The sequence below is a fragment of the Cryobacterium lyxosi genome (assembly GCF_004403345.1).
GTDB lineage: Bacteria > Actinomycetota > Actinomycetes > Actinomycetales > Microbacteriaceae > Cryobacterium > Cryobacterium lyxosi.
This window is the reverse complement of the sequence record NZ_SOGT01000005.1, coordinates 130,040-142,601: the sequence shown is the minus strand read 5'-3', so window position 1 is coordinate 142,601 and position 12,562 is coordinate 130,040. Positions and strand designations below refer to the sequence as shown.

12 protein-coding genes are annotated in these 12,562 nt (G+C 60.0%); 11 read left to right on the top strand and 1 reads right to left on the bottom strand.

The genetic code is table 11. The annotated features are described in order from the left end of the window. Positions 1–40: 40 nt before the first annotated feature. The gene (locus E3T27_RS04605; protein WP_134571734.1) at positions 41–1,000 is read right to left on the bottom strand and encodes an ABC transporter substrate-binding protein; all 960 of its coding nucleotides are present in this window, start codon (positions 998–1,000) and stop codon (positions 41–43) included. Between the two features lie 199 nt (positions 1,001–1,199). Here E3T27_RS04605 and E3T27_RS04600 point away from each other — a divergent pair, with 199 nt between their 5' ends. The 11 genes from E3T27_RS04600 to E3T27_RS04550 all read left to right on the top strand — a co-directional run bounded on the left by E3T27_RS04600 (position 1,200) and on the right by E3T27_RS04550 (position 12,522). Beyond that, complete coding sequence (locus tag E3T27_RS04600) at positions 1,200–2,222, top strand: LacI family DNA-binding transcriptional regulator (RefSeq protein ID WP_198416481.1); 1,023 nt, start codon at positions 1,200–1,202, stop codon at positions 2,220–2,222. 19 nt (positions 2,223–2,241) lie between these two features. Further along, positions 2,242–3,255 (top strand): class I mannose-6-phosphate isomerase, encoded by a 1,014-nt coding sequence (locus E3T27_RS04595; protein WP_134571733.1) that lies wholly within the window; start codon positions 2,242–2,244, stop codon positions 3,253–3,255. A 460-nt stretch (positions 3,256–3,715) separates the two neighbouring features. Further along, positions 3,716–5,065 (top strand): MFS transporter, encoded by a 1,350-nt coding sequence (locus E3T27_RS04590; protein WP_166786097.1) that lies wholly within the window; start codon positions 3,716–3,718, stop codon positions 5,063–5,065. Between the two features lie 34 nt (positions 5,066–5,099). After that, on the top strand, positions 5,100–6,263 hold the full coding sequence (locus tag E3T27_RS04585; protein WP_134571731.1) for an amidohydrolase family protein: 1,164 nt from the start codon (positions 5,100–5,102) through the stop codon (positions 6,261–6,263). A gap of 4 nt (positions 6,264–6,267) precedes the next feature. Continuing rightward, a complete protein-coding gene (locus E3T27_RS04580; RefSeq protein WP_134571730.1) occupies positions 6,268–7,485 on the top strand; it encodes an alpha-hydroxy acid oxidase in 1,218 nt (405 codons plus the stop codon). Between the two features lie 16 nt (positions 7,486–7,501). Beyond that, positions 7,502–8,077, top strand: coding sequence for a Rieske (2Fe-2S) protein (locus tag E3T27_RS04575; protein ID WP_134571729.1), 576 nt, complete (start codon positions 7,502–7,504; stop codon positions 8,075–8,077). Then, a complete protein-coding gene (locus tag E3T27_RS04570) occupies positions 8,074–9,162 on the top strand; it encodes an amidohydrolase family protein (RefSeq protein WP_134571728.1) in 1,089 nt (362 codons plus the stop codon). The genes E3T27_RS04575 and E3T27_RS04570 overlap by 4 nt, the downstream gene beginning before the upstream one ends. Then, positions 9,159–9,932: an HpcH/HpaI aldolase family protein gene (locus E3T27_RS04565; RefSeq protein ID WP_166786096.1), complete on the top strand. Its 774-nt coding sequence runs from the start codon at positions 9,159–9,161 to the stop codon at positions 9,930–9,932. Before E3T27_RS04570 ends, E3T27_RS04565 begins: the two co-directional genes overlap by 4 nt. 37 nt (positions 9,933–9,969) lie before the next feature. Further along, positions 9,970–10,941 (top strand): phosphotriesterase family protein, encoded by a 972-nt coding sequence (locus E3T27_RS04560; protein ID WP_198416480.1) that lies wholly within the window; start codon positions 9,970–9,972, stop codon positions 10,939–10,941. A 16-nt stretch (positions 10,942–10,957) separates the two neighbouring features. After that, entirely contained in the window at positions 10,958–11,281 is a 324-nt protein-coding gene (locus tag E3T27_RS04555) for a 2Fe-2S iron-sulfur cluster-binding protein (RefSeq protein WP_338144889.1), read from the top strand. Then, positions 11,281–12,522, top strand: a complete 1,242-nt coding sequence (locus tag E3T27_RS04550) for an NAD(P)/FAD-dependent oxidoreductase (RefSeq protein ID WP_134571724.1) — start codon at positions 11,281–11,283, stop codon at positions 12,520–12,522. Before E3T27_RS04555 ends, E3T27_RS04550 begins: the two co-directional genes overlap by 1 nt. Positions 12,523–12,562 lie beyond the last annotated feature (40 nt).

Below are 12,562 nucleotides of genomic sequence, written 5' to 3'. Positions count from 1 at the left end.
CGACGACGGCAGGGTGGGCTACCGTCGTCGTGCTGAGTGGTTAAACCCAACCCTCATAGGTTGCGACGTTCTCGCTGTTGACGATGGAGCTCGGCACGAGGATGGTGTCGCTGTCGAGAGTGTCGCCGGCGCGCAGTTGCACGGCCATCTCAAGTGCGGTGGCCCCCAGCAGGTTCGGATCCTGCGCTGACGTCGCCTTGAACATCGACGATGTTGACGACATCTCCTTGACGGCTTCGGGCGAACCGTCGACACCGGTAATCACGATGTCGGACTTGCCAGCCTGCTGAGCCGCCAAGGTGGCACCGAGCGCGGTCGGGTCGTTGACACCGAAGATTCCGACCACATCGGGGTGAGCGGTGAGCATGTCGGTTGTCAGAGTGAGGGCTCGCTCGCGACCGTTGTCACCATTCTGAGTGCCCACGACGGTTACATCGGGATGAGCTGCGAGTGCTTCCTCGCAACCAGCCATCCGATCCTGGATCGAGGTGGTCGGAGTTCCGTCCACGATGAGAATCTCGCCGGCTCCGCCGATCTGCTCGATCAGGCTCTCGCAGGAGAGACGGCCAGCCTCAACATTGTCGGTCGTCACGGTGGCATCAGCATTCTTCGCACCGACATCGACGGCGACGACGGTGATGCCGGCGTCCTTTGCACGCTGCACGGCCGGACCAATGCCTTCCGAGTCGACGGCGTTGATGAGCAGCACGTCAATGCCCTGCTGAATGAACGCATCGATCTGATCGTTCTGCACCGCGAGGTCCTGGCGACCATCCTGCGCGGTGTATGTAGCCCCGAGTGCCTCGGCTGCAGCTTTCACACCATTGTTCATCGACGCGAAGAATGGATTGCCGAGGTCCTGCACCATAAGCCCGACGCTAGTCACCTCGGTGCTCGAAGCCCCGGAATCGCTCGTGACGATCTCATTCGTGCATCCAGTCAATGAGAAAGCGGCGATGGCCAGGGTGCCTGTCATCGCGAAAGTCTTGAGAATCTTCATTGGTTCCTACTCCTTTGTAATGACGCTGCACCTGGCACCAAAGCAGATGCACACATCGCGTACCGATCCGGGCTGCTTCGCCCATATGGAACAATCTCCCGGTCGCCGGGACAACGTTGTCTAGCTTTACTATATACACTGAGACAACGTTGTCTAGTCGAATATGTGTATTAGCCGACATCCAGAATCAGGAGGATTGATGGACGCCACGGCATTTGGCACGTTTCCGCGTCGACCCACCATGGCCGACGTTGCTCGCAGCGCCGGAGTGAGTTTAAAAACCGTGTCCCGCGTCATTAACGGTGTGTCTACCGTCGACGTAGCCATGGCCGCCCGGGTCCGCGACGCGGCCGGGCAGCTCGGATTTCGCGCTAACTTCGCGGCCTCCGCCCTGCGCTCGGGATCGTCGAGCGCAACGATCGGCCTCCTGATCAAGGACCTAAGCAACGAGTTTTATGCCACCATCGCCTCCGGCGTTGCCGAGGTGGCCAGGGCACACCAGACTCAGCTCATCACAGCGCACTCCGGCGAAAATGCCGAAGACGAGATGGAAGCCATCTTTGACCTGTGCCGGCGCCGGGTCGATGGACTCCTCATCGTGCCGACCGGCGGCAACCATTCCGCCCTGCGATCCGAAATCGACCTCGGCATCCCGATGGTGTTCCTTGACCGCAACCCGGTCGGCCTCGACGCTGACAGCGTGGTCATCGACAACTATGCCGGCGCCCGCGACGCCACTTTGACACTGATATCCGAAGGACATACTCGCATCGGAGTGCTCGTCGACACGCTCAACATGCCGACCATGCGGCAACGCGTCGAGGGCATTCATGCCGCATTCGCTGCGGCAGGCCTCCCCTGGGATGACACGCTTCTGTCCACCAACGTGCGCGGCCCCGCGGAAGCCAGCATCGCAGTGGAACGCCTACTATCCCTATCGGTGCCGCCCACTGCATTCTTCTGCGGAAACAACCGATCCAGTATCGGAGCACTGCGCACCCTGTGGGAACAGCGACGCACGGAAGCCCTGGTCGCCTTCGACGACTTCCAACTTGCAGAGCTCATGCCCCGACCCTTTCGGGTTCTCCGCTACGACAACCGAGCGCTCGGCACGTTAGGCGCCGAGCTGCTGTTTCGTCGCATCAGCGGTGAGATCTTCGACCCTGTGACCGTCGTACTTTCGACCGAACTCTGCCCACGTGGCATTCAAAATTTCCAGTGACCGACAAGAAGGAGCCAAAATGACCACGCTTGAGCACCTCAAGAGCAACCAGCCGGCCGACCGGTTCTACCGTGGCGGTAATAAGATTCGCAGCTTCCGCTCCGTTGACAGCGAAGCAGCAACAGGCGATCACGTTCCCGAAGACTGGGTCGGGTCGACCACAACCCTCTTCGGGGATGCTCGGGTCGGTCTCAGCCGCCTCGCGAACGGAACCACGCTGCGCGATGCCGTGGAGCAGCATCCACAGCATTGGCTGGGTCCAAAGCATGTGGCCGCATTCGGCACCGACACCCGCTTGCTCGTGAAACTACTCGACGCGGGTGAGCGCCTGCCCGTGCATGTGCATCCCACGGATGACTTCGCCCTTAATCATGTGGGCACCCAACATGGCAAAGCCGAAGCGTGGTACATTCTCGAGGGCGGCACCGTGCACCTCGGGTTCACACGCGCGATCGAAGCAGAGGAACTTGGCCGCTGGGTGGACGCCCAGAACGTTACCGCGATCTTGGCGGCAATGCACACCGTTGAGGTTCACGCTGGAGACAGCATCTACGTGCCACCGGGAATGCCGCACGCAATCGGCGCCGGCATCTTCCTCATCGAGGTACAGCAACCCGAGGACCTATCTATCTTGCTTGAATGGCAGGACTATGCCATCGATGGCCCCGCTGACGGCCACCTCGGAATCGGCTTCCGGGCTGCTCTTGATGCCACGGACACACGTGCTTGGACGTCAGCGCAAATCAGTGCGCTGGTGGTTCGGGGCGGGGTTAGTGATCACACGCTCGCAGACTCCTCGGCAGAATATTTTCGTGCATCCCGGGTCGATGTATCAGCTCCGACGACATTCGCCGCCGGGTTCAGCGTACTGGTCGTATTGTCCGGGACCGGAATGGTGACAGCGTCCGCACCCGGGGCTCAAGCGATCCCGCTGTCGGCTGGAGATACGTTGCTCCTGGCACACGCGCTGGGGGAATTCACCGTCGACGGCAATCTTGCCGTTCTGCGCTGCCAGCCCCCGGCAACTCGATAGGGGAACCTCACCTGCGCGCGCGATGACGCTTCCCGTACGGTAAACGGACGCGCGGTGCTTCCATGCCCGCGCCTCCACGGCACCATCGACGGAGACGTGAATACCCTCGACGCTCGGTTCACTTTCGCCTGTGGTCAGCCACGACCGCGACCGCGACCACCAGATGCTGGAGTCGGCCACAGAAGCGACGAGGCGCATTGCGTCGACCCTCGGTCCAGACGAGCCTGAAGACATTGGTGACTAGCTCGTTGCCTGCACGTGCAGATCGGTCCCATCTGCACGTGTGCGACCATGAGCTCCGAGCGCTCCGCCGACGCTGAAGGTGTCGCCATCTGCTCACACCTCCATTCTTCTGCGCTGTAGAGCATTGTTTTATAAAAAATAAAATGTTAGCGTTTGTGCAGGCCACACCGAAGTGGCTGACAAAGGGGCACAAATGAGCGGCTTACCGTCGACCGGCTTGAACCAGACCGACTCCGAGATCGATCCGGATGTCGCGGTAACTCCCCCTAAGGAACGTCGCCGTGTACTGATCTCCAGCTTTATCGGCGCGCTCATCGAGTGGTACGACTTCTACCTGTACGGCATTGCCTCCGCGATCGTCTTCAGTCGGCTCTTTTTCCCAGAATTCGACTCCACAATCGGTACGCTTCTTGCCTTCTCCACACTGGCGGTTGGCTTCTTCGCCCGCCCCATAGGTGGCGCCATCTGGGGTCACTTCGGCGATCGCATAGGCCGCAAAAAGATGCTCGTACTGTCCATTATCGCCATGGGTATCGGCACAACGGCCATGGGGCTCCTACCTACCCATGAGCAAATCGGCATAATGGCGCCCATCCTCCTGGTATTTCTCCGCTTGATCCAGGGTCTCGCTGGCGGCGGCGAATGGGGCGGCGCCGTACTCATGGCGATGGAGCATTCCCCCAACAAGCGCGGCTTCTCGAGCAGCTTCCCGCAGATGGGGCTGACCGGTGGAATTCTCCTCGCCAGCGGCGTATTCGCCCTTATGACTCTCCTGCCGGATGAAGACCTGCTGACTTGGGGATGGCGAGTACCGTTCCTCCTGTCCGGCGTGTTGGTTGTGATCGGCATGTGGATTCGACTTGGAGTGAGTGAGAGTCCTGTCTTTGTTGCTGCCCAAAAGAAGGCAGCTTTGGCGGCCGCCGTCGCTGAGCGCAACGGCGAGACCATTGCTAAGCAGAAGGCCCCGATCATCGAGGTATTCCGTCACCCCAGAATGCTCATCATCACGATCCTGCTCGTCATCGGACCGTTCGCGGCCAGCGCCGTATACCTTACTTTTGCCACGGCGTATGGCCTTCAAGTCGGCTTCACCGCGGCCCAGATGTTGACGGCAACAATGATCGCTGCGGCCGTGGGCTTTCTCGGCCAGCCGGTGTTTGCGACCTGGTCCGATTCCATCGGCCGCAAGAAGGTCGTGGGTTGGGGACTCGTGCTGCAGTCGATCAGCGGCTTCTTTCTTTTTGAGCAGATGAATCAGGGCAGCCTGATCGGGATGTATCTTGCGATGACCTTCGCCGCCATCGCCCATGCCATGTGCTACGCCCCCCTAGCCGCCTGGTTGGGCGAGTTGTTCCCCACGCACCTGCGATATACCGGGTCGTCGATGGGCTATCAAATTGCCGGATCTCTCGGTGGCGGACTCACGCCGGCCTTCTGCGTTGCACTCCTCTTGTGGTCTGGAGGAGCACCGAATTCGATCTTTATTGCCATCTTTATGTGCGCCATTAGCTTGCTCTCGCTCATTGGGGTTCGCATGGCCAAAGAAACCTACAAGTCAAAGCTTTAACCGATACTCACGCTCTCACGAGCAGAGGAGAACCATGACAATCACAGAATTCCAAACACAGGCCGCAACTCAGGCAGCATCAAAGCTCGGTGTGATCGACGTCGACTTCCACCCGATGCCCCTGCCCACCGACCCCCAGGTCGCTAAGCACATCCCACAACAGTGGCGCGATTACATCAGCCGCTACGGTCTAGGCGCCATGGGCGGCGGCGTCTTCCCGTCCCAGCGAGAGTTCACGCATCGACTCGACGCCATCGATACCAACGGCCGAGTGGGCCTGGACCCGTTTCTCGCGGTAGAACAGGTATTGGATCCGTTCGACATGACCGCCGCCGTACTGACGTGCCCTCAGGCTTACATCATCACAAACGGCGGGGCGAATATGCCCGAAAATTTGGCCAAGTCGGTGTACAGCGCCTACAACAATGCTCTAGCGGAGACCTGGTGCGGAGCAGATGACCGCTTCCGCGCTTCCGTGACCGTCGCGCGCGATATCCCCGGTGGTGAGAAAGAGATCATTCGCTGTAAGGAGGGCGAATCTGGCGACAAGTTCGTCCAGGTACTGATCTCCCCGTCCGGCCAGGATCCGATCGGTAAGCAGCGCTACTGGCCGATCTTCGAGGCCTGCGAAAACTACGACATCCCAATTTCGTTCCATGTTCCGGGCCTCGGGCGCCAGCCCACGGGCGCCGGGCGGCAGAACTTTTACGCAGAGACCCACGCAGCATTCGGGGTGCTGCCCTTGGCCATGCTTCCCAGCATGATCTTCGAGGGCGTTTTCGACCGCTTTCCGAAGCTCAAGGTCGCTGTCCTCGAGATGGGCTGGGACTGGGTCGTCCCGTTCAGTTGGCGTCTCGATGCCACCTGGAGCATGCTGCGCGATGAGGTGAGTCACCTACAGCGCAAGCCGTCCGAGTATTTAAAGGAACATTTCTGGTTCAGTACCCAGCCTCTCGAAGAGCCGGAGCGTCCCGACCAGACCGAGGACGTCTTTCGAATCTTCGAGGAGTCCGGTTTCGGCGAGCGCCTCATGTTCTCCTCCGACTATCCGCATTGGGACTACGACTCCCCCTACGAATCCGTACCGGAAAGCTTCCCCGAAGCCCGTCGCCGCCGCATCCTTGGAGAAAACGCGAGCAAGCTCTACGGAATCCCGCTTCGGGAAAACAGCGGATTGCCGTCGCCGACGGCCGCGTAACGCTATGTCGACACTGAGCGAAAAGATGGCGCAGCGCCGCATATCGGGTGTTCGCAACTCTGACGATGCGCGACGCGTCGCGAGAAGGCAGCTTCCCCGGGCGATCTTTGACTACGTAGACGGCGGCGCGGAAGACGAAGTAACTCTGGGATGGAATACTCAAGCGTTTCGTGATCTCGCGTTTGAGCCTCGCGGTGGAACCTGGATCGCAGACCCAATTCTGCGAACGAAGGTGCTCGGCCTCGATCTGTCGATGCCCGTGCTGACCGCACCCTGCGGCGGCATGCGGTTGGTGCATCCAGATGGCGACATCGGCATCGCGGCAGCCGCATCGAAAGCCGGAATCGCACACGTGGCCACCTCCGCATCGGGCTTTTCTCTCGAGGAGATTGCGCAGACTCCTGGACCGCAGTGGTTTCAGGCCTACCGTTTCTCCAATCAGGAGGCAATGAAGACGCTCATCCATCGCGCCAAGGCCGCCGGTTTCGAAGGTCTCGTCGCAACCATCGACACGAGCGTGGCAGGCAATCGAGAGAAAGACTTTCGCAACGGCTTCAGCTACAACATGAGCATCAACCTAGCCAATGTCGTGAAGATGGCACCAAAGATGGCCTCACGGCCGGGCTGGGTCTACCGGTTCATGCGCGACGGCATGCCCTTTCAGCTACCTAACACCGCCGACCTCACCGTCGACGGCAAGCCAATGGAGCTCACCGAGATGACGCGCGTCGGCAAGGACTCGCACTCCCCCTCGTGGGAGGACATCACCTGGATGCGCGCGAATTGGGATGGCCCACTGATCGTCAAAGGTATCCTCAACGTGGCCGATGCCGAGCGAGCCAAACGCATCGGTGTCGACGGCATTATCGTGTCCAACCACGGCGGTCGCCAGCTCGACGGGGCCCCCGCCACGATCAACGTTTTGCCCAAGATCGCTGAGGCCGTCGGGGACGACGTCGTCGTGATGTTGGACAGCGGTATCCGACGGGGCAGTGATGTCGTGAAAGCTTTGTCGCTCGGAGCCAAAGCAGTTCTCATCGGTCGCCAGCCAGCCTGGGGGCTCGCGATCGCCGGGGAGTACGGGGTAAGCCACACCCTCGAGATTTTGCGCACCGAAATGATTCGAACCATGAGGCTGCTCGGCTGCCCATCGGTCGACCACCTTGACCCCACGTGGGTAGCTGAACGGCCTTTGGGTCGCATCGTTGCCACACGCCAATGAGAAAGCGAATCTGCAGATGAATCAGGATGTCCGCCGTACCAAACGGCACCAGAAATACGTGGTCGGTCGCGTCGACGAGTTCCCTGAGAGCGGACGGATGATCGTGGACCTCGGGGGTCGCGAGATCGGGATCTTTCGAATCAAGAACAGGTTCTATGCCGTGCTCAATCGCTGCCCACACCTTGGAGGGCCGCTAGTCAAAGGCCAGCTCGTCAATGCGGTCACCTCGACGGGCCCGGGCAACATGACTCTCGACGATTCGAAGGACCTCATCACCTGCCCTTGGCACAACTGGGAGTTTGATATCAAGACCGGTCAGTCATTCTGGAATCCGGCGCACCTAAAAGCTCGGCCCTTTTCGGTGGGCGTCGAGGCGGGTAGCGAAGTGGCCGAACAGATCGAGGCCGGCGCTGTCGGACTGATCAAGGGGCCCTACAAGGCAGAGACGATCGAAGTGGCCGTGGAATCGGACTACATCGTACTGTTCACGGTGCCTCAAGCTCCCGGCCTCGTACGGAATGACGCCACGGCTTTTCACCCCTGCGGCTCTCCGTCAGCCGCCACTAACAAAATGGAAGAAGTCATCTCATGACAACCGCACTCCTCGCGAAAACCGAAAGACGCCAGTTCTGGACGGGTTCCGTCATCGACTGCGATGTGCATGCCAACGTTCCCACTATTGAGACTCTCTTCAACTACCTCGACCCAGTCTGGGTCGAGGGCACCAAAGAGCGCGGATGGCACGGCCCGACCGGACCGCGGCTGAGCTACCCACCGGGAGCCGCAACAACGGCTCGCGAGGAATGGCGCCCGGCCAACCAGATGCCCGCTTCTCAGTTGTCGTTGCTGCAACAGGACATCCTGGACCCGTGGCAGGTTGATCGAGCGGTTCTGAACTGCTACTACGGGATTGACTCGCTGCGGCACCCCGATTGGGCTCCTGCCTTGGCGAGCGCGGTGAACGACTGGATTATTGCGGAGTGGCTTGATAAGGATCCGCGGCTCGCAGCATCCCTCGTCATTCCGGCCCGAGACCCCAGCGCGGCCGCTGCCGAGATCGATCGGGTCGGCTCCCATCCGGGCTTCGTGCAAGTCATGCTGCCCGTTCGGTCCGAGCGCCTGTACGGGCAGCGCATCTTTTACCCCATCTTCGAGGCCGCGACCCGAAACGACTTGGTCGTCGGTCTGCAATGGGGTGGGACGTCAGAAGACGCGCCCTCGCCCACCGGCTACGCCTCCTGGTACGCCGAAGAATACGCGGCCGAGACACAAATGTATCTGGCGCAACTCACCAGCATGGTGTTCGAGGGCACGTTCCAGAAGTTCCCGACGCTGCGCGTCGCGGTAATGGAGGGTGGCTTCACTTGGGTACCGATGTGGGGGTGGAGTATGAACAAGAAGTGGAAGGGCTTGCGCCGAGAAACGCCGTGGGTTGATCGGCTACCGATGGACATCATTCGCGACCACGTACGTTTTTCCGTGGCGCCGGCAGACCTCGGGCCACGGGAGCACTCCCAGCGCATCATCGATTGGCTCGGCTCTGATGACCTGCTGATGTTTGCCACCGACTACCCGCACCGCCACGACGACCGCATCGACGAGCTTCTCGATCTGGTGCCCGAGACCATGAGACCGAAACTCATGTCGGAGACGGCCCGGGCGTGGTACAAACTGTGAGCCCCGCGGGAAACATTAACTTACTCAAAGCGAAAATACTTCGCGGCGAGACTGTCGTTGGTCTGTCCTGCGCGTTGGGCAGTGCCCAAATTGCCGAGGAGTTCGCTCTGGCGGAGTTCGACTACATCTACATCGATCAGCAGCACGGTCTGACTTCTCAGGACACGATGATCGAGATGCTACGTGCCATCGCTCGTAGCTCGACGACACCGCTGGTGCGGGTCGCCCAAAACAATGCCGGCCTTATTGGGCAGGCGCTGGATGCTGGCGCCGAAGGCATCATCGTGCCCATGGTAAACAACGCAGCCGAGGCACAGCTCGCCGTCGCAGCATGCCGCTATTTTCCGCAAGGTCGGCGAAGTTGGGGACCCATCCGCGCCAAATATGGCCTCGGCACGGATCCGGCCGCGGTGAATCGTGAGGTGCTCTGTCTTGTCATGATAGAGACCTCCGAGGCACTGGCAAATGTTGATGAGATCGTGCAGACGCCCGGCGTCGACGGCATTTATCTCGGCCCCGCCGACTTAGGCATCAGTCTCGGATTCCCGCCCCTGGCCTTTGAACAGACCACAGATGAGCGGCAACTGGCAGCGATCGAGCGAATCCGGCTTGCCTGCGTGCGGGCTGATCGCGTTATCGGCACCAGCGGCGACCCCCGCAGCATGCGTGCCGCCGGGTTTGGCATGGTCACCGCCGCGATGGACGCGATGCTGATTCGGTCCGCCGTTGCGAAGATCGACCGCCTGGACGCCGTCCTGGCCGGTTCATAAGCACATCACCAAAGATAGAGAGCGATAGATCATGACAATGATTGAAACAGTCCGAGGCCCGATCCCGATCAAAGACATCGGTGTCACCCTCACACACGAGCACATCTTCACAAAAAACCCCGAGCTAGAGCAGAGCTACCCCCATCCCGAGTGGGACGAGGACGCGGCGACGAAGACGGCTATCGACGGGCTAAATGCGCTCCATGCCAAGGGCATCGAGACGATCGTCGATCTGACGGTTCCCGGCCTCGGTCGCTTTATTCCTCGTATTCAAGCTGTTGCTGCAGCGGTAGATCTCAATATCGTCGTCGCGACAGGCTTTTACACTTTCAAGGACCTGCCGACGTTTTTCCAAACCACGGGCCCTGGGCGCATGGTCGAGCGAGATGAACCGCTCGAGGAATTCTTTATTCGCGACATCACAGTCGGCGTTGGCGACACCGGAGTGAAGGCCGCCATGATCAAGGTCGCCACCGACGAGTTCGGCATCACGACCGACGTCGAACGCGTTATGCGCAGCGCCGCTATCGCTCACCTCGAGACCGGCGTGACGATCACGACCCATACGCACGTCGCCCACTACACGGGCCGCGACCAGCAAAATTTCTTTCGCGAGAACGGCGTGCCACTGGAAAACGTGGTCATCGGGCACTGCGGTGACAGCACCGATATCAGCTACCTGCGTGAACTCCTTGACAACGGATCCACTCTCGGTCTCGACCGGTTCGGCATGGAGCAAGTTTTGAACGATGACCTTCGAGTTGACACCCTCGTCGCACTCATCGAACTGGGCTACGCCGAGCAGCTGACGCTGTCCCACGACGCCGGGTTCTTCAGCATCAACACCCCGCCGTCGTGGCGAACAAAGAATGCGCCGAACTGGCACCACGCCAATATTTCCGATCGCATCCTGCCAAAAATTCGCAAGCGGGGCATCGCCGAGGAAACCATTCACCAAATCATGGTCACGAATCCGGCACGCATCCTCGCCGGCCGCCGAGAAAAGTAGGGACTCGAAAATGTCAATGATTACCTATCACCACGAAAATGGCCATTCCGATTTGATTAGGGCGGTCGCCGGTACGTCCGTAATGCGCGCTGCCGTGATCAATGGTGTCGAGGGCATTATCGGTGAATGCGGCGGCCAGGCCATGTGCGCGACATGCCATGTATACGTGCGCGAGGAGTTCCTCGACCTGTTGCCGGAGATGAGCGATGACGAAGAAGAGATGCTGGAAATTACGGCGTCGCCGCGCGACGCCGTGCGATCCCGCCTAGGCTGCCAGCTGAAGATCACGACTTCCCTGAACGAGATCGCCGTCGACGTACCGCCCACTCAGGTGCAGTAATGACTGAGAACATCATCATCATCGGAGGCGGCCAGTCGGGCGTTCAACTCTGTGACTCGCTTCGAACGGAGGGCTATATCGGCGCGATCACGCTCTACGCCAATGAGACGCATTTGCCCTATCAGCGGCCGCCCCTTTCGAAAGATTTCATTGCCGAGGGAGCCGATGCTGTTGCTTTGCCACTGCGGGCGGAGCGTTTCTTTGCCGACCGCGCCGTGGACTTTTATCCGGGCGTCTCCGTCACGAGCATCGATCTCGGCACCAAAACGGTCACCTTGAGCGATGAAACTTCGACAAGTTACACGAGTCTCGTTTTCGCTACTGGAGCGCGAAACCGCACCCTCACGATCGAGGGCTCCAAACTCGCGGGAATCCACTACCTGCGCACCCTTGACGATGCGACACTGTTGCGCAAAGAACTGGCTCAGGCTACCCGAACGGTTGTTGTCGGCGCAGGCTTCATCGGTCTGGAATTCGCCGCGGCCGCCCGCCAGCGCGGGCTGGACGTAACCGTGCTCGAATTCGGCCCCCGACCGATGGGCCGTGTTCTGTCAGAGCCGATGTCCCGCTACTTCACCGAAGCTCACACCCGAAATGGTATATCCATGAAATTAGGCGAGGGCATTTCAGCATTTGCAGGTGACGAAAGGGGACGTATAACCAGCGCGATCGGGACAAGCGGAACGGAGTATCCAGCAGATCTCGTATTGGTCGGCGTGGGAGTAATTCCCAACGACGACCTGGCGTCGGCCGCTGGGATCGACAGCGACAACGGCATCATCGTCAATGCGACTCTCCAGACATCCAACCCAGACGTCTTCGCCCTCGGAGACTGTGCACGGTACCCACACGCTCAGACAGGGACCATGACCCGGTTGGAATCTGTGCAGAATGCGACCGATCAGGCCAAGACTCTTGCCAAGACCCTCACCGGCTACCCCGCCATATACGACAGCCTCGCGTGGTTTTGGTCGCAGCAAGGCCCCATCAAACTGCAAATCGCTGGCATCACCGACGGTCACGACAAGTCTGTCCTTCGCGGCAATCTGCAAGCAAACAAGTTCTCGATCTACTGTTTTCGCGATACAGCTCTGGTTGGGGTCGAATCGGTTAACAGTCCGGCAGACCACATGACCGCTCGACGGGTCCTTACCAACGGCTTTCCAATTAGTCCAGAGCAGATCGCCGACAGTAGCTTCGACCTAAAGTCACATTTGAAAGCACTCGAGATTGCGGAATGAGGCTAGTCGGCTTGCGGATACCAAGGGCGAAGTTGCGCAT